The sequence below is a fragment of the Amycolatopsis sp. NPDC049159 genome (genome assembly GCF_040648295.1).
Taxonomy (GTDB): domain Bacteria; phylum Actinomycetota; class Actinomycetes; order Mycobacteriales; family Pseudonocardiaceae; genus Amycolatopsis; species Amycolatopsis pretoriensis_A.
The window spans coordinates 82,851-101,272 of record NZ_JBEZDL010000015.1 but is presented as its reverse complement, the minus strand read 5'-3'; the positions used below and the strand labels follow the sequence as shown (position 1 = coordinate 101,272).

Below are 18,422 nucleotides of genomic sequence, written 5' to 3'. Positions count from 1 at the left end.
GCCGCCGCCCCCGGTAGCATTCGGCGGGTGATCGACAGCGACGGCGACCGGCCGGACCGGCCCCGGAAGGTGTCCCGCTTCGCCGACCTGCTGCGGGAGGCGGACCGGCGCCCGGGCCTGATCCGGTCCGCCCGCGCGGTGCGCCGCCTGGTCCCCGGCGACCGCGAACTCGGTGACGCGCTGTCGACGACGGCGGGTCACCCCTCCGACCGGGTCGCCCGGCTGCTCGCCGAGGCGAAGGCCGAGCAACCCAGTGCGGTGCGCGAACTCGGGCTCGCGGCCGTCCAGCTCTGGCAGGCCGTCGCCCAGGGACGGCACGGCGAGACCGGCGAGGCGACGATCGTGTTCACCGATCTGGTCGGCTTCTCCAGCTGGGCCCTCGACGTCGGCGACGCGCGGGCGCTCGAGCTGCTGCGCGCCGTTTCGACCGCGAGCGAGGCGACGATCTCGCGCCACCGCGGCCGGGTCGTCAAGGGCCTCGGCGACGGCTTGATGGCCGTCTTCGGCGAGCCGGCGGCCGCGGTCGAGGCGGCGTACGAGACGTGCGGCGCGGTCAGCGCCATCGACCTCGGCGGCTACCGCCCGCAGCTGCGGGCCGGCCTGCACACCGGACGGCCGCGCAAGGTCGGCCGCGACTACTTCGGGGTCGACGTCAACATCGCGGCCCGGATCGCCGACGCGGCCGCCGGCGGCGAGGTCCTCATCACCGGGGACGTGCTGGCGCGCCTCGACACCGAGCGGTTCACCGTCCGCCGCCGGCGCCGGTTCCGCGCGAAGGGCGCGCCCAGCGACCTCGAGGTGTTCGCCGTCGTCCCGCGGTACGACGAGGCCTGACTCAGGAGCGGCGCGGGCCCAGCACCCGGTCGAGCTCGGGCAGCACGGCGGCCAGGTCCTTCGTCGTCCGGAAGACCACAATGGACGCTTCGCCGTCGTCCTCCGGCCGGGTGAACAGGTCGACGGTCTCCGCCATCGCCGCGTCGAACTCCGCTTCCGCGTCGTCCGACTGCCCGCGCAGCCACCGGCGCAGCACGTGGTTGTGCGTGGTCACCACCGCGCCGGCCATCAGCTCCGCGCGCAACGCCGTGTCCTCGCCGCCACCCATCCAGCGGTGCAGGAACCCCCGGAAGAGCCGCTGGTACTGCTGCAGTCCCGAGATTTCGCGGTCCCGCAGCGCCGGCACGCTGCGCGTCAGCCGGTAGCGCGTGCGCGCCAGCTCCCCCTCGGCGAGGTAGTGCCGCAGGACCAGCCGGGTGCCTTCGGTGACCGCGAGCAGCGCGGTCGGCCCGGTCGAACCGGCCAAGCGGGCCTCGATGGCCTGGAGCAGCACCTCGTGGTCGGGAAAGATGACGTCTTCCTTCGCCCGGAAGGTGCGGAAGAACGTCGTGCGGCCGACGCCGGCGCGCTCGGTGATGTCGTCGATCGTCGTGTGGTCGTAGCCGCGCTCGGCGAACAGCGCGAACGCCGCCTCGACCAGGCGTTCCTTCGCCGCCATCCACCGCTCCTCCCGCTCGCGGCCCAGCCTAGGGCGTGGCGGTCGTCATAGCCGAGGGCCTTCAGCTACTCGTCGGTACTCAGTACCGTTCACATGGTACCGAGTCCCAGAGAGGTGGCGGCGATGGAACGCGCGGGCGTGGTCGGGTGCGGGCAGATGGGTGCCGGGATCGCCGAGGTGTGCGCCCGGGCCGGTCTCGACGTCGTGGTCGTCGAATCGAGTCCGGACGCGGCGGCGGCCGGGCGGCACCGGCTCGAAACGTCGCTCGCGCGGGCGGAGAAGAAGGGCAAGATCCCCGACGCCGCCGCGGTGCTGCAGCGGATCCGGGTCACCGAATCCCTGGACGACCTCGCCGATCGCACCTTCGTCGTGGAAGCGATCGTCGAAGACGAAGCCGTCAAGACGGAGCTGTTCGGCCGGCTCGACAAGATCGTGACCGCGCCGGACGCGGTCCTGGCGTCCAACACCTCCTCCATCCCGATCATGAAGCTGGGCACCGCCACCGAGCGGCCCGCCCAGGTCGTGGGCGTGCACTTCTTCAATCCCGTGCCGGTGCTCGCGCTGGTCGAGCTCGTGCCCAGCCTGCTCACCGCCGAAGCCACGGTCGAGCGGGCCCGGACCTTCGCCCAGGACGTGCTCGGCAAGCAGGCGATCCTCTGCCAGGACCGCGCGGGGTTCGTGGTCAACGCGCTGCTGATCCCGTTCATCCTCGCCGCGATCCGCATGTTCGAGTCCGGCTTCGCGACCCGCGAGGCCATCGACGAAGGCCTCGTCCGCGGGGCCGCGCACCCGCAGGGACCGCTGGCGCTGGCCGACTTGATCGGCCTCGACACCACCAAGGCCGTCGCCGAATCCCTCTACGAGGAGTTCAAGGAACCGCTCTACGCACCCCCGCCGCTGCTCGCCCGGATGGTCGACGCGGGCCTGCTCGGCCGCAAGACCGGTCGCGGCTTCTACACCTACGAGCGGCCATGAGCGAGTGCTGCTGCCTGTGCGCCCCGGCCGGCCACGAGCACCACATCTGCACCGGCACCGCCGAACCCGGGCACTCGGTTCCGCTGCCGGGAAGCCCGGGCACGTTCGTCCCCGCGTGCCCGCCGTGCCACCGCGCCACGCACCGCCACCGGGGTCACCACCCGCTCCGGCGGCCCGGTGAGCAGCCACGACGCCTCGACGCCCGTGACTGGGACGCCGCCGCGCTCGCCCGGCCGGGTGAGCGGTCCGCCCGGTGGCCGAAGGCGGCCACGACGGGCTGACGGCGTCGGTGCAAGAGCCGACGGGTGAGCCGTCCGGCCGTGCCGATGCACGGCCATTCGCACACCGAAACCGTTGAGGGACAGGAAAACTCGTACATCCGTCAGGTGACGGATGTCTGATCCACCGGTACCGCGAAGCATTGCTTTACGGGGCCCCGACGCTCCGACCTCGAGACCCGAGGAGGAGCGATGTTGCGTGCTACCACTACCACCGTCTCCACCGTGGTGATCTTCCTGCTGGCCATCAACCTGCGGCCGGCCGTGACGAGCCTGGGTGCGGCCCTGCCGGACATCTCGGCCGCCGGGAACATCGTCGCCGCGGTGCTCGTCGCGTTGCCGTTGTGGGCCATCGGTCTCGGCGGCTGGGCGACGCCGTGGCTGGCCAACCGGGTCGGGACGTACCGGACGGTCGCCGCGGCGCTCGGCGCGCTGGTGCTTTCGCTCGGCGGGCGGGTACTCGGGGGCTCGGCGCAGCTGCTGATCGGGACGGCGCTGACCTGCCTGTCGATCGCCGTCCTCGGGACCATCCTGCCCCTGCTGGCCCGGGGTTCCGCCGCCTTCACCTTCGGGCTCGGGCTCGGCAGCACGGCCGGCGCGCTGGTCACGCCCGCGGTGGTGCTCTCGTCGTCGTGGCAGGTCGCCCTCGGCCTGTGGGCGGGCGTGGCGCTGGTGGCCCTGTACGTGTGGCAGCGCGTCCCCGGCGAGTTCGCGGCACCGCAACCGGCCTCCGGGACGATGCCCGCGTTCGCCCTCACCATCCACTTCGGACTGATTTCGACGGTGACGTTCCTGGTCATGGGCTGGCTACCCGGCATCCTGCGCGACGCCGGGGTCCCGGCGACGACCGCGGGCGGCTGCCTGGCGCTGTCGATGGCCATGGGGCTGCCCATGATGCTGCTGGTCCCGGGCTGGACCCGCCGGTGGCGCAACCAGACGCTGCTCGTCGTCGCACTGGCCACGCCCAACGTCATCGGGGTGACCGGGCTGCTCCTCGCCCCCGCGGCCGCACCCTGGCTGTGGGCCGCCGCGACCGGCGCGGGCATGGGGTCGCTCGCGTTCGCGCTGACGACCATCTCGTTGCGCAGCAAGGACCGTTCGCTCTCGCTGTCCGCGGTGGTCCAGGGCGTGGGGTACGTCATCGCCGGCTTCGGCGTCCTGGCTTGCGGCTGGCTGCACACCTTCACCGGCACGTGGCGGACCCCGCTGCTGCTGGTGCTGGCCGTGCTGGCCGGCCAGGTCGCGAGCGGGCACGCCGCCGTCACGCGGCGGACTTTGGCTTCGCTGGTTCCGCGTCCGCTCTTCGCGCGCCGTCAGGGGGACGCGCCGGAGGTCGGGGTCTGAACGATCGAGGAGGGTGGTTCGGACGTTCGCGAAGCCACTTCCGGCACCTCCGGCGCGCCTGCCACCAGGGCGGCGCGCCGGAGGTCGGGGGTTGACCGGATTCGCCTCAGCCCGAGGCGGACTGGTGCCGGGCCGCTTCCCTCGCGATGTCGATGCGCGAATGCACCCCCAGCTTGTTCAGGATGTGCGACACGTGCGTGCCCACCGTCCGCGGGGACAGGTACAACCGGGCCGCGATCTGCGGGTTCGACAGGCCTTCGACCACCAGCGCGGCGATTCTCCCCTCGGTCGGGGTGAGGCTGTCCCAGCCGTGGGTGGTCTGGCGGTGCTTCACCGTCGGGCCGCGGCGGATGCCGAACGCCCGGAACAGGGCGCGCAGGCGGGCCACGTCCCACTGCGCGTCCAGCTCCGCGTACAGGTCGACCGCGTGGGTGAACGCGGCCCGCGCCGAACCGCGGTCTTCCTCGCGGGCCCTGGCGAACGCGATGGCGGCGGCCTCCAGCGCCTTCGCCCGGGACAGCGGCCGGCCCGCGTCGCGGTAGCCGTCGGCCGCGCGCAGCAACGTCGTCGCGTCTCCGTCGAGCAACCCGCGGCAGTACAACGCGAGCGCGCCGAGGTGCGGCACGGCGGATCCGGCGGCGAGCGCGCTCACCCTGGCCTCGATCTCCGTCGCGGTCCGGACGTCGCCGATCGTCGTGGCCAGCCGGGCGGCGTCGCCCAGCAGGTCCTCCCCCGCGTCCACGCCGGCCAGCACGGCCGTCAGCACGGCGAGCGCCCGCTCCGGCGCGCCGGCGTACTCGAAGGCGAGACTGCGGGCCCGCACCAGGGATTCCACCACCCGGTCGCCGATGCGTTCCCAGTACGCCGCGGCGACGTCGAGGTGCTGGCGGGCGGCGGCCGCCTCGCCGCGGTGGAAGTGGATGATCGCCGCGACGCCGTGGTCGCAGCACACCACGCTCGGGTCCTTGCGATCGTCCGGGACGACGTCGACCTCGGCGAGCGCGTCGTCCCACCGGCCGGCCCCGAGCAGCAGCTGCCCGAGCGCGCTCTGGGCCTCGCTCAGCCGCACGACGCTGCCGGTGCGGTCGGCCAGTTCCCGCGCCTGCGCGGCGGCGGCGTGCGCCTCGGTGTAGCGGTCGAGCGCGCCGAAGGTGACCGACTGGTTGATGCGCAGCTGCAGGGTCAGGTCGATCAGCGCCGGATCGCCCCGCACGATGGCCATCGCGCGCTCGAACAGCGGCAGCGCCTCGGTCCATTCGCCGCGCACCATCGCGACCAGGCTCAGCACGTGCAACGCCCACCCGGTCGCCCAGCGGTCTTCGACCGGGCCGAGCTCGGACAGTGCCTCGGTCGCGACCCGGCCCGCGGTGTCGACCTCGCCGATGTAGCGGTGCGTGCGCGCGATGAGCACCAGCAAGCGGGCGCGGTGCCGGGCCAGCAAGCCGGGCTGGGTCAGGGCTTCGTTCAGCTCGACGAGGAACTCGGCGGACCGGCCGGTCATCGCGCGGCACTGGACGACCGTGGTGTACAGGTCGACGCGCACGTCGGGGTCGCGCACGCGATCCAGTGCGCGGCCGGCGATCCGCTCGGCCTGCGCGACGTTGCCGACCCCGAAGTACGCGTCGGCCAGCCGGCAGGCCAGCGCGCCGGTCACGGCGTCGTCGAGCGGCGCGTCCCGCACCGCGCGGCGCAGCAGCGCGACGGCGACCACCGGCGCCTGGCCGATCAGCGGCGTGGCGACGTCGAGCAGCCACCGCACGGCCCACGCGGGCACCGGCACCCGGCTGTCCGTTGTGGACACCATCGGCAGCAGCTGCCGCGCGACCCGCTCGACCGGCGCGTTCGCCTCCGCCAGCGCCCACGCGGCACCCTGGTGCCAGGCGACCCGGACCGCCGTCGGCATGTCGTCGTACAACGCCGTGCGGATCAGCGGGTGCCGGAACTCCAGGTCGTCTCCCGCGGCCACCAGCACCCCGGCGGCACGGGCGTCGTCGAGGGCGGGCAGCAGGTCGGCGAGCGGGGTGTTCGTCACCGTCACCAGGTCCGCGACCGAGAAGCCGACGCCGAGCAGCGCCGCCGCGCGCAGCACGCCCCGCGCGGGCTCCGGGAGGAAGCCCAGCCGGTCCGCGATCGCCTCCGGCAGCGAGTCCGGTGTCGCCGCGCCGGTCAGCTCCGCGATGCCCGCGGTGTCGACCTCCAGGCACGAGCTCCTGGTCAGCGCGTCGAGGAGTTCGGTGAGGTACAACGGGTTACCGGCGGCGCCGGCGGCCAGCCGCGCCAGGTCTTCGCCCGGTTTGCCGCCGGCCAGCTCGGCCACCAGTTCCAGCACCGCCGGTTCCGGCAACCGGCCCAGCCGCAACCGCTCGCCCGGCCCGACGATCCGGAAGAGCGAGCGCAGGTCGTCGCGGCGCGGGATCGGGCGCAGCACGCCGACCAGGAGCAGCGGGAGCTGCCGGACCGACCGGGCCAGCCTGCTCCACACCGCCACCGTCGTGCGGTCGGCCCACTGCAGCTCGTCGACGACCAGCACCGCCGGGCCGTCCTGGCACAGCTCGTCCACCAGCGCGATCAGCTGCTCGGCGGCCCGGGCGGCGAGGTCGGCGCCCTTGCCCGCGACGGCGCCGCCCCGCAGCAGCTTGGAAATGGCGACCCGGCGGGGATCCCGCGCGGCCGGGGTGATCCGCAACGCGTCCAGCAGCGGCAGCAGCGGCAGTGCCTGCCCGAGCTCGTCGCCCGCGCCCCAGTACACCTGGCAGCCCGCGTCGGTCGCGGTCGCGCAAGCCGTGCGCACCAACGCGGACTTGCCGATGCCGGGCTCGCCGTCCACCAGCACGGCGTGGCCGCGGCCGGTGCCCACGTCACGGATCCAGGCGACCAGCCAGGACAGCTCACTGTCCCGACCGACCAGCAGCTCGGTACCGTCGGTGAGCGGTCGCACACGGAGATAATAAGAGGAAAACTTGTTGCCCAACAAGAGGTATGGTGGGGCGAACCCGGATCGCCCGGCCGTTAACCAAGGCTTCCCTTCCGGGCAAACATCCATTTCGATAATAATCCCGTTTCGTGATCCGAGCGTGATTCCGCTGCGCGGAAGAATGGCTTGTCCCGCCGTGCGCGGCGACGGAGATCGCCGAGACGGCCACCCGGACGGAACGCGGGAAAACGGCGTTACCGCCGACGGATCCGGTCACCGACAAGGACTTCGACCGAGGGACCGCGACGCGCCGCCGGTCGTCCCGCGTCCGCCCGCCCGGCAGTTCGAAGATTTCGACGAGGCCGCGGTGCCCCCAAAGATCCGTACCCGCGGCACCCGGCGAGCGTTTGAACTCGACGTTGCCGGGCGGCGGCCATTCGTTGTTTTCCGCCTCGCCGGACGGCATCGGACCACGTTTTCCGCACCCGCTCCCCGGCCACCTGCCCAGGGGTCGCCGGCCCACCGGACACCGCCGAGCGCCTGCCGAGGTGTTCACGGAACGTGTTCACCCGGCAAATGCCGGACGGCCGAACCGGACCGTCCCGAATCACCGAACGCGGGGCGCACCTCTCCGGAATCAGCGGGCCCACCCCCTTTCCGGCGAAACAATTCGTAGCCGACAACGACACCTCGCGGCCATAAACAAGATCTTCGGTCAAGCATTCGTGCGGCCATTGTGGTGAATTCCCGTTTTCGATGTACGGCCGCGTTGTCAAGTGCCGAACGGGTGCCTACAGTGACCTGCCTGACTCCGGGGAATGATTCACACACACCCCTTGGACTCGGTACCTCACCCATGATCTCCTGTCGAGGAGCAAGGCCTTGTTCGGAATAGCCAGGAGCAGAAGCCGGGTTCGCACTCGTCACGTCGCGCTCGCTGTCGCGGCCGTCATGGCCGCCGCCGGCGGCTGCGGCGCACTCGGTGCGGAGGTCTCGAACTCCGCCTCGAGCGGCGGCGGCCTGGAAAAGCACACGCTGAAGGTCTCCATCCTGCCCACCACGGACCTCGGGCCGTTCTGGCTGGCCCAGGAGGGCGGCTACTTCCAGGCCGAGGGCCTCACGGTCGAGTCCGTGATCGCCTCCAGCGGTCAGGCGTCGCTGTCGAAAGCGATCTCCGGCGAAGCCGACATAGCGTTCTCCACCTACCCGCCGTTCTTCATCGCGCGCAGCTCCGGCTCCGCCGACATGCAGCTGGTCGCCGACGCGACGTCGGTCAACCCCAAGTCCAATGCGATCGTCACGGTCCCGAATTCCCCGGTGAAGACAATCTTCGACCTGGCGGGCAAGAAGATCGCGATCACGGCCAAGAACACCGCGTCCGATCTGCTCACCCGGTCGGTGATGCAGGACCACAACGTCGATTTCGGCAAGGTGAAATGGACGCTGGTCGCCCTGCCGAACATCGCCGCCGCGCTCCAGCAGGGCCAGGCCGACGCCGCTTACCTGCCGGAGCCCTACATCACGCAGGCCGCCAAGACGGTCGGCGCGATCCCCGTGATCGACATCAACACCGGCGCGACCCAGGACTTCCCGCTGACCGGCTACGGCGCGACGCGCAAGTGGGTGCGGGAGAACCCGAAGTCGCTGGCCGCGTTCCAGCGCGCGCTGCAGAAGGCCACCCACGAGACCCTGATCGACCGCGGCAAGGTCGAGCCGCTGCTGGTGCGGTTCGCCAAGATCGACGAGGACACGGCCAAGCTGCTCACCCTGCCGGGTTACGGCTCGGTGCTGGACTCGCGGCGGCTGCAGCGGGTGCCGGACCTGTTGCTGCAGCTCGGCGCCATCCCGTCCCCGATCGACGTGAACTCGATGATCGGACCGCAAGCCGGCAGATGACGCCCGGTGTGCCATCCTCGGCCGGGCGAAAAGTTTTTCCGGGGTCGTGTTGATCCGCGCGCCGCCCGTTCGACAAAGGGGGGCGAGGGCCGAGCGGCGGCCCGCGCCGGACGAGGAGCGCACGATGCCGAAGTACATGCTGATCATGCGGGGCACCGACGAGTCGAACGCGGCCATGATGGCCGACATCGACGAGATGATGGCCGCGAGCCGGAAGTTCATCGAGGAGCTGCTCAAGGCCGGTGTCCTGCTCGCGGCCGAAGGTCTCGACCTGCCGGGCAACGGTGTCGTGGTCGATTTCGGCGGCGAGACCCCGGTGGTCACCGACGGGCCGTACGGCGAGACGAAGGAACTGTTCGGCGGCTACTTCCTGCTCGAAGTCGCCACGAAGCAGGAGGCGGTCGAGTGGGCCACGCGGGTACCGGCGGCCCGCGGGTCCAAGATCGAGGTCCGCCGCGTGGCCGGCAGCGACGAGACCCCCGAGACCGGCGGCGAGTCCTGATGGACGCCGCCGCCGTCGAAGCCGTCTGGCGGATCGAGTCGGCGCGGATCGTCGCCGCGCTGACCCGGTTCACCGGCGACTTCGGGCTCGCCGAAGACGCCGCGCAGGAAGCGGTGGCCGAGGCGCTGGTGTCGTGGCCGCTCAGCCCGCCGGCCAACCCGGCCGGCTGGCTGCGGGCCACGGCCCGGCGGCGGGCCATCGACGCGATCCGCCGCCGCGCCGCCCTCCAGGACCGCTACGCCCTGCTGGCGGCCGACGACGAACCGGCCGTCGAAGACGCCGACCCGGACCGGATCGACGACGACGTCCTCGCGCTGGTGTTCACCAGCTGCCACCCGGTGCTGTCCCCCGAAGCCCGGGTGGCGCTGACCCTGCGTGTGGTCGGCGGCCTGACCAGCGAGGAGATCGCCCGCGCGTTCCTCGTGCCGGTGCCGACCGTGCAGGCCCGCGTCACCCGGGGCAAGAAGACGATCGCCGCGGCCGGGGTGCCGTTCGAGGTGCCGCCGGCCGACGAGCGCAAAGCGCGGCTGGGCGGCGTGCTCAGCGTCCTCTACGTGATCTTCACCGAGGGGTCGACGGCCACGTCGGGAGACCGGCTGGTGCGCCCCGACGTCGCGTACGAGGCGATCCGGCTGGCCCGCACGCTCGCCGCGTTGCTGCCGGCCGAGCCCGAGGTGCACGGCCTGCTCGCGTTGTGCGAGCTGACGGCCGCGCGCTTCCCGGCCCGGACCGGCCCGGACGGCGAGCCGGTCCTGCTCGAGGACCAGGACCGGCGCACGTGGGACCACGCAGGGATCCACCGCGGGCTGGCCGCGCTGGCCAAGGCGGCTCCCCACGGCCTCGGCCCGTACGGCCTGCAGGCCGCGATCGCCGCGACCCACGCGACGGCGCCCTCGGTCGACGAGACGGACTGGGAGCGGATCGTGGTGCTGTACGAGGCACTCGGCCGGGTCGCTCCCTCGCCGGTGGTCGAGCTCAACCGGGCCGTCGCGGTGGCCATGGCCACCGGGCCGGAGCCCGCACTGGCCATCGTCGACGAACTGGTCGCCACGGACCGGTTGCCCGGATCGCACCTGGTCCCGACCGTCCGCGGCGAGCTGCTGGCCCGGCTCGGGCGGCGCCCCGAGGCCCGCGCCGAGCTGGACCTGGCCGCCCGGCTGTGCAGCAACCAGCGCGAACGCTCGGTGCTGCTGCGGAAGGCGGCCGCGCTGGACTGACGTCTCACGTGCTTCGCGGCATCTGTCCGGCGGAACCCTGGTCAAGCGAGCCGTGATGGACCAGGATGCGCGGGTGCCCGACATCCGAGGATTCAGCTTGTTCGCCCGAATCGGCCTCGTCTGCTACGCCATCGTGCACCTGGTCGTGGCGTGGCTGGCGGCGCAGGTGGCGCTCGGCGACAACGAAAAGGCCGACAAGGCCGGCGCGCTGCAGATCGTGGCGGCGGGCGGCGGCGCGTGGCTGCTCTGGCTGATCGCCGGCGGCACCGGGCTGCTGGCGCTGTGGCAGCTCACCGAGGCGATCACGGGCCACCGCAACGCACCCGCACGCCGACGCCGGGTGCGGCGCGTGACCAGCGGCGTCGAGGTCGTCCTGTACGCGTTGGTCGCCTACAGCGCGGGCAAGATCGCGACCGGCGGCTCGGGGAAAGCGGGCTCGATCGTGGCCACGGCCCTGGCCGAGCCCTGGGGAGCCGCGGCGGTGATCACGGCGGGCGGCGCGGTGCTCGCGGTCGCCGCGTTCCTGGCCTACCGCGGCATCCGCAAGAAGTTCGTCCACGACCTCGATTTCGGCGGGGCATCCCCGGCCGTGAAGCGTTCGACGGTCCGCCTCGGCCAGGTCGGCTGGTGCGCGATGGCACTGGCGTACGGCACGGTCGGCGCGATGTTCGTCATCGCCGCCGTCGAGTACGACCCCGCCAAAGCCGGCGGCCTGGACCCGGCGCTGAAGACGTTGGCGGTCCAGCCCTACGGGCAGGCGATGCTGCTGGCGCTGGCCGCCGGCATCGCGGTCTTCGGGGTGTTCGCCCTGTTCGAGAGCCGCTACCGCAAGATCTGACGCGGAACCGTTGGTGTGCCACCACTTGGGCGGCGCGTAACCGGCCGTGTGGACCAATCCGTCGGTTTTCGCCCGGCAACCGGTGGGACGGTGTTAACTTCCGTCGGTCATCCGCGGCCCGAGCGAGGTGGTTCTGTCACCGTGACTCCGCACATGGACAAGTTCGCCGCCTACCTGCGCATGTTGAAGGACCGCAGCGGGCAGGGCTACGAACGCCTCGGCCGGCGCGCCGGGGTCAGCGGTTCCAGTTTGCACCGGTACTGCTCGGGCAAGAGCGTGCCCGCCGATTACCGGGTGGTCCACTCGTTCGCCAAGGTCTGCGGCGCGTCCACGGAGGAGCTGCGCGAGCTGCACCAGCTGTGGGCCCTGGCCGACGCGGGACGGGTCGAGGAGGTGCCGTCGGAGCAGGTCGCCGGAGCGCCAGCCGAGCAGGCAGATGTGGTGCCGGCCGCGCAGGCCGGCGAGGCAGCGGCCGCGGGGGCAGGCGTGGTGCCGGCCGCGCAGGCCGGCGAAGTGCCGGCCGGGCAAGCCGGGTCGCTGCCGGCGCGGTCATCGTTCCGGTCGCCGCGCAGACGCGGGTACGTCGCGGTGGCCATCACGATCGCGGCCCTGCTGGCGGGCGGCCTGGCCTGGGCCGCCGTCGGCGGGACGGCGGGCGGGCCCGCACCGGGCCGGTACGCCGACCGGGTGCTGTTCTCCCCCGGCTGCCAGCCGCCGGTGAGCATGGGTCAGCACGACGAGTGCGTCACCGAGGTGCAGAACCTGCTGACCGCGGCCCAGGCCCGGCTTTCGGTGGACGGCTCGTTCGGCCCGGAGACACTGCGCCGGGTCACGGCGTTCCAGGTGCTGGCCGGCCTGCCCGCCCGCGGCGTCGTCGACGAAGCCACCAAGAACGCGCTGTACGACCACCGGACCAGCATGGCGGGCTGGTCGACGGCGATGGTGGAGCAACGGGTCCGTACCGTGTTCACCGAGGCGCCGGACACGGCGGTGGCGATCGCCCGCTGCGCCTCGTTCCTCGACCCGCTGTGGGTGCTGCCGAACACGAACGGCAGCCGCAACTGGGGCGTCTTCCAGATCTCCGACGCCCGCCTCCTCGAACTGGGTGGCACCCCACGCCAGGCGTTCGACCCGGCGTGGAACATCGAAGCGGCCCACCGCCTGTGGGCCGCCCGCCACGACTTCCACGACTGGCCCGCCTGCTCGGCGGCGCTCCAGAACACCCCGCCGCACTGAGCGAGCGGGGCGGAGCCCGAGCCCTCCCCGAGGGGCGGCCCGCGAACGGACCCGGAGGGCACGGACTCCGCGGCACGGACCGGGCCGGCTTCCGGCGAGCACAAGCCCCGCGCCGGGACTTGGTTCCGGAGGGCGCGGGCCCCGCGGCACGGACCGGGCCCACACCTTCCGGCGACCACAAGCCACCGCGGCACGCGCGGGCTCCGCCGCCCGCTTTTCCCGACGCCGCAGGTCGCCGCGCGACCCCGGCGGCGCCGGCTTCCGGCTCGCTCAGGCCGCGAGGCATGGACCGGGGCCGGCTTCCGGTGAACACAAGCCCGCACCGGGAATCGCTTCCGAAAGCACGGCCCCGCGGCCCCGACGGCGCCGGCTTCCGGCTCGCTCAGGCCGCGAGGCATGGACCGGAACTGCCTTCCGGTGAACACAAGCCCGCACCGGGAATCGCTTGCAAAAGCACGGCCCCGCGGCCCCGACCGCGCCGGCTTCCGGCTAGCTCAGGCCCGCGGCACCAGCCAGAACCGGCTTCCGGCTCGCTCAGGCCTGCGGCACCGGCCAGAACCGGCTTCCGGCAACACCAGCCCCGCGCCGAGACCCGCTCCCCCAAAGCCCAGCCCGCGGCCGGCGCTCGCTGCCGCCGGAACCCTCGGCGTCCCGTCGGGTTCCGGCGGCAGCCCCCGGCCGGCCGGTCAGACCGTGCCGTTCTCCCACCACCACGCGCGGCCGAGGTCGGCTCGGCTGTCCACGTGCTGGTGGTCGGTGTTGTACGTCTCCAGCCCGGAAAACCCGCTGGTCTCCGCCTTCTGGTACACCGTCTTGTTCGCCACGCCCGGCACGTTCAGGTCGGCCGCCGTGCCGTACAGGTGCATGCTGTCGGTCGCGCCGCCGATGTCCGCGTTGTGCGCGATGCTGCGGAACCCGGAGTTCACCGTGATCGGCTTGTTCCCCAGCTTCTTGCGCACCGCCTCCAGTTTGTACATGCAGCGGCGGGCGTTCTCCTTGGCGGTGGCCGCGCTGACCTTGCCGCCGTTGAACGTTCCGCTGATCCGGTCGGTGAACTCGCTGAAGTCGAAGTGCACCGTCGACCCGTCGCTCTGCTCCAGCGCGTTGAGCGCCGCCTGCGTGGCCGGGCCGGCCTGGCCGTCCGCGCCCAGGCCGTACGCCGCCTGGAAGCGGCGGACCGCCGCTGCCGTGCCGGGGCCGAACTCGCCGTCGATCGAGACGCGGCTGTGGCTGGGCGAGTCGGCCGCCCAGCCGGCGACGCGGATCTGGAGCTCGGTGACGTCGGCGCCCGTGGTGCCCTGCACCAGGGTGCGGGACCACGGGTACGCCTGGGCCGTGCCCGCCAGCAGCAGCGGGCTGACCACGGCGGCGGTGCCGATGACCGCCGCGCCGCGCAGCGCCGTGCGGCGGCTCATGGGGAGACTCATTCTCGTCCTTTCCTAGCGGGGATTTCGGGCGGGGTTCAGCGGTTGGCGAGCTGGTCGAGGTCGGCCTGGGTGCCGTTGAAGACGTCGCCGGTCGCCGGCGCGGGGATGCCGTCGGGGATGGCCGCGTCGGTGTACTGCCACATCAGCCACGTCTTCGACCCGGCGGGCAGCGCCGGCTGCGTGACGGACTGGCGGTAGTCCGCGAGCTGCATCGGGTAGCCCGACAACGCCGTGGTGCCGCCGAGGCACGCGTCCAGGAACGACTTCTGGGTGTAGATGATCGGGGTCCGGCCGAACGCCGCCTGCACCTTGTCCAGCCACGCCTTGGCGTCGGCGACGGTCACGTACGGCGGGCAGCCGCCCGAGCCGTCGTCCTTCCACTCCAGGTCGAACACCGGCGGCAGGTCACCGGCGCGCTTGCCGGTGTACCCGGTGGCCTTCACCGCGGCGATGAACCGGTCCGCCTGCGCCCCACCGGTATTGGCCGCGGTGCCCGTGTAGAAGTGGTACGGCCCCGCGGCCAGGCCGGCGTTGCGGGCCGCGGGCAGGTCCGTGGCCAGGTACTCGTCGGTGACGTTGAGGCCGCGGGTCGCCTTGACCGTCGCGAACTCCACGCCGGACGCCTTCACCGCGCCCCAGTTGATCGGCGCGCCGCCGGGGTGCTGGTACTTCGCCGTGTCGACGCCGTCGATCGGGTGCCCGGCGGGCTTCGGCGGCACGCAGTAGGCGTTGCGGCTCGACCAGTCGGTGACCTTCGCCCAGGTGGTGGGCCCGGCGACGCCGTCGGCACTGGCGTTGACGCAGTGCTGGAACTGGATCACCCGGTTGCGGGTGCCGTCCCCGAAGTTGCCGTCGATCGTCAGCGGCGGGTAGTGGCCCGGCTCCATGGCGAGGTTCAGCCGGCACTGGAGCTCCTTGACCGCCACGCCGGTGGAGCCGCTCTGCAGGGTCGGCCGGGCGGTGGAGTGACCGCACACGACGCTCTGCGCGGTGCTCGAAGTGCCCTGGGTGGCGCATTTGCGGGGGTGCGCGGACCAGGTGTTCAGCGCGGCCCACGTGTTGGGCCCGAGCTGGCCGTCCACGCTCAGCGCGGCGCACGCCTGGAACACGCGCACCCGGGCGTCGGTCGCCGGGCCGAAGGAGCCGTCCGCGCCGATGGGCGTGTACCGGCTCGCCTTGGTGGCGAGGTTCAGCTGGCACTGGGCTTCGGCGACCTCGGTGCCGGTCGCCCCTTGCTTGAGGGTGGGCTGGGCGCTGGTGTGCCCGCACACCGCGACGGGTGCGGCCGCGGCGGTGGTGGCGGCCGCGGCGGGCAGCACCAGCACCACCGCGACGGCCAGAGCGAGTCTTTGCATGGCGAGCAGGCTGGCAGCACCCGGCCCGCCGGTGGCGGTTCCGCGCCCGGCTCGGGACGCCGGGACAGTCCCACCCCACCGGACCAGCGACAACGCCGGCGCGGTGGGACAGCGCTGGGACGGCTGCGCCCGTGTGGGGTGCCGAAGTCCTGCGTCCACAGGCCTTCCGCGCCGGCCGACGCCGAGTTCGGTCAGCCGGCGGTCGAGGATGTTCGCCCTCTGCACCGGGCTGCGCATCGACTTCGTCGGCCGACCACTCGAACACTACCGAGTGTAATCAACACCCGAAGGAATCTCATGATCGTCCCCACGGGATTCCTGGCTGTTTGGGGAAAATCCACTCCAGTAGCAGTTCGCTCGATCACTCTGTGTATCGGGGGGTGGCAGACCGCGCATGATCATCGCGGTAGGTTTCCCGGTGTTCCCAGGGGCCCGACGACGCGTCCCCGTCCATCCTTCGCCAACGCGCGCCCCTCGGTGCGTGCTGTTCGCCGTGCCGAAAGGAAGTTGCTTGACCGCCACGACGTTGACACAGGTGCTGCGCGAGACCCACACCGTCACCGGGCCCACCCGGCTGATCGTGCGCTGGGACCGCGAAACCGGCTGGGCGCACCTGGCCATCGCCGTTCCGGGCACCGGACCGGCCTGCTTCGCGGGTTTCCACCGGTTCGCCGGAGGAAGCGCCGCAGCCGTCGCCGCCGAGCTCGCCGTCGCCGGCTGCGTGTCCGCTCCCCCGCTCCACCTCGACGACACCCTGTCGGAGATCGAAGCCGTACTGCCGGAGGTGGCCACGGATGCGCGTGGATGACCTGCACCTCAACGGGATCGGCACCGACGTCGGGGCGCTGACCCCGGTCGCCGCCCCGCTGGCGGCCGGTGAGTTCACCGTCGCCGACGCCGGCCGGACCGGCCAGCTCTCCACCGCCGTCGCCGGGCTGCCCGGCCCCGAACTCGCGGTGCGCGCGGGGCGGGAGGCCTTGCGCCAGGCGGAAAGCACCGGCGGCGGGCCGGTGTTCCCGACGTTGTGCCTGCACGCCGGGATCTACCACTCCGGCATCGACTTCTGGCACGCCGCGTCCTACGTGCGCGACCAGCTCGGTGTCGGTGCCGGTCCCGGCCTGACGCTCGAGCTCGGCGCGATGAGCAACAGCCTGGTGGCCGGCCTGGACGTCGCGGCGAGCGTGCTGCGCGGCCGCCCGGACCACGACGCCGCGCTCATCACCGCGGGCGACCGGTTCGGCGCACCCGGCTTCCCGCACTGGTCCACCGACACGGGCATCGTCTACGGCGACGCGGGCAGCGCGGTCGTGCTGTCGCGGCGGCCCGGCCTGGCGCGGATCCGCGCGATCGCCTCCTACACCGATCCGTCGCTGGAAGGCCTGCAGCGCGGCAACGAGCCGTTCCGCCCGGCCAGCATCACCGCGCACCAGTCGCTCGACATCCGCGCCCGCAAGCGCCAGTGGCTCGGCCGCCACGGCGGTCCGGCGCACGTCGACAGCCGCAACGCCGACGGCGTCACGAACGTCGTGAAGACCGCACTGTCCGACGCGGGTGTCGACCTGCCCGACATCGCCCGGATCTGTGCCCCGCACTACGGCCGCCGCCTGGTGCACACGCAGATCCTGCGCCCGCTCGGCATCCCGGAGCACCGCACGATGACCGAGCTGGGACTGCGGGTCGGCCACCTGGGCGCCAGCGACCAGATCGTGGCGCTCGACCACCTGCTCCGCACGGGCGAAGCCGGCCCGGGCGACCACGTGCTGCTGCTGGGCATCGGCGTCGGCATGACGTGGACGGCCGTGGTCCTGCAGCTCGGCCCGGCTGCCGCGCACTGACCGGCCTGCCCGGCGAGGCCACCTCGCCGGGCAGGCGCCGTCAGCCGACGACGGCGGGCCGGCTCAGCCGACGAGCTGCCAGAGGTAGCTCGCGTTCTTGACCGGCGCCGAGACCTTCTTCGTCCACAGGTACTTCGTCGTGCACGGCGGGACGATGTGGTACTTGCGCACGGTGAACGTCCGCGCCTCCTTGTACTGCTGCAGCCGCAGGAGCTTCCCGGCGGGCACCGTCGCGGCGTACGACCACGAGTCGGACTTCGCGTAGCTCGCGCCGACGCTCACCGCGAGGGAGACGCTGGCCTTCGCGAAGATCACGCCCGCTTCCGCGCTGGTCGTGCCCGTGATCGACGCGTTCACCGTCGACGTCGCCGTCTTGTTGTAGGTGATCGTGCCCGGGCCGCGGAGGTAGTCGCTGCGCAGGTTCGTCGGCAGCCACGACCGCGACGGGTTGGAGAACGTGTAGTCGGGCGGGTCCCGCACCTCGGGGCACGGGTACAGCGCGAGGGCCTGCGCACCCACGCCCGTCACGGCCGGCACGACGGCGGAGGTGCAGGCCAGCAGGACGACTGCGGTGATGGAACGAAGACGCACGGTGGCTCCCCTGGTCGATCTTGAAATCACCGTAGAGCGGCCGGGCCGGCCGAGCGCGGGAAGTAACCTCTTCGGGTTACGGAGGCTGCCTCCGCTACTTTGGAACCGAGGATCACTCGTTCGAGTGTATTTTCCACCCGTTCGCGGCCAATGCGGTCGCAGTCAGTAACCCGAAGGCTCTCCCGGTCGACTATCCGTGCGTTGCCACACCCCCGAAGGAAAGGTCGACGCCTGGTGAGCGCTCATGGCCCCGTCTTCCTGACCGCCCACGATTCCGCCTCCCCCCGATGGCACCTCCGCACGACCCCGGCGGGCCGCTGGCCGTTCCTGGCCGCGGCCACGATCGCGGTGGTGCCCGCCGACGAGGGCTACGCCTGGACGACCGCCATCGCGATCATCGCGGTGGTCGTCTGGGCCGTGCTCGCCTTGCGCCGGGCCGCCGCGAAGGTCGACGCCGTGCTCGCCGAGGAACTCGGCCCGCCGCGGAAGTCCGATGTGGACCGCTGACAGTCCACATCGGAC

At 72.6% G+C, this 18,422-nt stretch carries 17 protein-coding genes; 12 read left to right on the top strand and 5 right to left on the bottom strand.

Annotation, left to right across the window (positions count from 1 at the left end; all coding sequences use genetic code 11):
* The first annotated feature begins 27 nt into the window (after nt 1-27).
* Nucleotides 28-834: an adenylate/guanylate cyclase domain-containing protein gene (locus AB0B33_RS27040; RefSeq protein WP_360776797.1), complete on the top strand. Its 807-nt coding sequence runs from the start codon at nt 28-30 to the stop codon at nt 832-834.
* 1 nt (nt 835) lies between these two features.
* Here AB0B33_RS27040 and AB0B33_RS27035 read toward each other — a convergent pair whose 3' ends face one another.
* Nucleotides 836-1,492: a TetR family transcriptional regulator gene (locus AB0B33_RS27035; protein WP_360776795.1), complete on the bottom strand. Its 657-nt coding sequence runs from the start codon at nt 1,490-1,492 to the stop codon at nt 836-838.
* Between the two features lie 114 nt (nt 1,493-1,606).
* On the opposite strand from AB0B33_RS27035, the gene AB0B33_RS27030 reads away from it, so the two are divergent.
* From AB0B33_RS27030 to AB0B33_RS27020, 3 genes are all read left to right on the top strand, one after another.
* Nucleotides 1,607-2,467, top strand: a complete 861-nt coding sequence (locus AB0B33_RS27030) for a 3-hydroxybutyryl-CoA dehydrogenase (protein ID WP_360776985.1) — start codon at nt 1,607-1,609, stop codon at nt 2,465-2,467.
* Complete coding sequence (locus tag AB0B33_RS27025; RefSeq protein WP_360776793.1) at nt 2,464-2,748, top strand: hypothetical protein; 285 nt, start codon at nt 2,464-2,466, stop codon at nt 2,746-2,748. Before AB0B33_RS27030 ends, AB0B33_RS27025 begins: the two co-directional genes overlap by 4 nt.
* A 222-nt stretch (nt 2,749-2,970) precedes the next feature.
* Nucleotides 2,971-4,089, top strand: coding sequence for an MFS transporter (locus tag AB0B33_RS27020; protein WP_360776791.1), 1,119 nt, complete (start codon nt 2,971-2,973; stop codon nt 4,087-4,089).
* A 106-nt stretch (nt 4,090-4,195) separates the two neighbouring features.
* Here the strand turns inward: AB0B33_RS27020 and AB0B33_RS27015 are convergent, their stop codons facing one another.
* Nucleotides 4,196-7,027: an AAA family ATPase gene (locus AB0B33_RS27015; protein WP_360776789.1), complete on the bottom strand. Its 2,832-nt coding sequence runs from the start codon at nt 7,025-7,027 to the stop codon at nt 4,196-4,198.
* Between the two features lie 927 nt (nt 7,028-7,954).
* On the opposite strand from AB0B33_RS27015, the gene AB0B33_RS27010 reads away from it, so the two are divergent.
* The 5 genes from AB0B33_RS27010 (at nt 7,955) to AB0B33_RS26990 (ending at nt 12,692) form a co-directional block, all read left to right on the top strand.
* The gene (locus AB0B33_RS27010) at nt 7,955-8,899 is read left to right on the top strand and encodes an ABC transporter substrate-binding protein (RefSeq protein WP_360776787.1); all 945 of its coding nucleotides are present in this window, start codon (nt 7,955-7,957) and stop codon (nt 8,897-8,899) included.
* Nucleotides 8,900-9,023: 124 nt separating this feature from the next.
* The gene (locus tag AB0B33_RS27005; RefSeq protein WP_247022711.1) at nt 9,024-9,401 is read left to right on the top strand and encodes a YciI family protein; all 378 of its coding nucleotides are present in this window, start codon (nt 9,024-9,026) and stop codon (nt 9,399-9,401) included.
* Entirely contained in the window at nt 9,401-10,618 is a 1,218-nt protein-coding gene (locus AB0B33_RS27000) for a sigma-70 family RNA polymerase sigma factor (RefSeq protein ID WP_360776785.1), read from the top strand. The genes AB0B33_RS27005 and AB0B33_RS27000 overlap by 1 nt, the downstream gene beginning before the upstream one ends.
* A gap of 97 nt (nt 10,619-10,715) precedes the next feature.
* On the top strand, nt 10,716-11,456 hold the full coding sequence (locus AB0B33_RS26995; protein WP_360776783.1) for a DUF1206 domain-containing protein: 741 nt from the start codon (nt 10,716-10,718) through the stop codon (nt 11,454-11,456).
* 141 nt (nt 11,457-11,597) lie between these two features.
* Nucleotides 11,598-12,692 carry a helix-turn-helix domain-containing protein gene (locus tag AB0B33_RS26990; protein ID WP_360776781.1) on the top strand — a complete coding sequence of 365 codons (1,095 nt, stop codon included), beginning with the start codon at nt 11,598-11,600 and terminating at the stop codon, nt 12,690-12,692.
* A 686-nt stretch (nt 12,693-13,378) separates the two neighbouring features.
* Here AB0B33_RS26990 and AB0B33_RS26985 read toward each other — a convergent pair.
* Entirely contained in the window at nt 13,379-14,107 is a 729-nt protein-coding gene (locus AB0B33_RS26985; protein ID WP_360776779.1) for a D-Ala-D-Ala carboxypeptidase family metallohydrolase, read from the bottom strand.
* 47 nt (nt 14,108-14,154) lie between these two features.
* A complete protein-coding gene (locus AB0B33_RS26980; RefSeq protein ID WP_360776777.1) occupies nt 14,155-15,474 on the bottom strand; it encodes a GH25 family lysozyme in 1,320 nt (439 codons plus the stop codon).
* Nucleotides 15,475-15,985: 511 nt separating this feature from the next.
* Between AB0B33_RS26980 and AB0B33_RS26975 the strand changes: the two genes are divergently transcribed.
* Together AB0B33_RS26975 and AB0B33_RS26970 are read left to right on the top strand one after the other, a co-directional pair.
* Nucleotides 15,986-16,282 (top strand): hypothetical protein, encoded by a 297-nt coding sequence (locus tag AB0B33_RS26975; protein ID WP_360776775.1) that lies wholly within the window; start codon nt 15,986-15,988, stop codon nt 16,280-16,282.
* The gene (locus AB0B33_RS26970) at nt 16,269-17,309 is read left to right on the top strand and encodes a ketoacyl-ACP synthase III family protein (RefSeq protein WP_360776774.1); all 1,041 of its coding nucleotides are present in this window, start codon (nt 16,269-16,271) and stop codon (nt 17,307-17,309) included. Before AB0B33_RS26975 ends, AB0B33_RS26970 begins: the two co-directional genes overlap by 14 nt.
* Before the next feature lie 63 nt (nt 17,310-17,372).
* Here AB0B33_RS26970 and AB0B33_RS26965 read toward each other — a convergent pair whose 3' ends face one another.
* Entirely contained in the window at nt 17,373-17,900 is a 528-nt protein-coding gene (locus AB0B33_RS26965; RefSeq protein ID WP_360776772.1) for a hypothetical protein, read from the bottom strand.
* 234 nt (nt 17,901-18,134) lie between these two features.
* Between AB0B33_RS26965 and AB0B33_RS26960 the strand changes: the two genes are divergently transcribed.
* Nucleotides 18,135-18,407 carry a hypothetical protein gene (locus AB0B33_RS26960; protein ID WP_360776770.1) on the top strand — a complete coding sequence of 91 codons (273 nt, stop codon included), beginning with the start codon at nt 18,135-18,137 and terminating at the stop codon, nt 18,405-18,407.
* Nucleotides 18,408-18,422: the final 15 nt, after the last annotated feature.

What these genes read in the sequence shown, in the direction of transcription:
- AB0B33_RS27005 (WP_247022711.1), top strand. Translation starts at nt 9,024, where the DNA reads ATGCCGAAGTACATGCTGATCATGCGGGGCACCGACGAGTCGAACGCG.
- AB0B33_RS27025 (WP_360776793.1), top strand. Translation starts at nt 2,464, where the DNA reads ATGAGCGAGTGCTGCTGCCTGTGCGCCCCGGCCGGCCACGAGCACCAC.
- AB0B33_RS26970 (WP_360776774.1), top strand. Translation starts at nt 16,269, where the DNA reads ATGCGCGTGGATGACCTGCACCTCAACGGGATCGGCACCGACGTCGGG.
- AB0B33_RS26985 (WP_360776779.1), bottom strand. Translation starts at nt 14,107, where the DNA reads ATGAGCCGCCGCACGGCGCTGCGCGGCGCGGCGGTCATCGGCACCGCC.
- AB0B33_RS27000 (WP_360776785.1), top strand. Translation starts at nt 9,401, where the DNA reads ATGGACGCCGCCGCCGTCGAAGCCGTCTGGCGGATCGAGTCGGCGCGG.
- AB0B33_RS27035 (WP_360776795.1), bottom strand. Translation starts at nt 1,492, where the DNA reads ATGGCGGCGAAGGAACGCCTGGTCGAGGCGGCGTTCGCGCTGTTCGCC.
- AB0B33_RS26980 (WP_360776777.1), bottom strand. Translation starts at nt 15,474, where the DNA reads ATGCAAAGACTCGCTCTGGCCGTCGCGGTGGTGCTGGTGCTGCCCGCC.
- AB0B33_RS27010 (WP_360776787.1), top strand. Translation starts at nt 7,955, where the DNA reads ATGGCCGCCGCCGGCGGCTGCGGCGCACTCGGTGCGGAGGTCTCGAAC.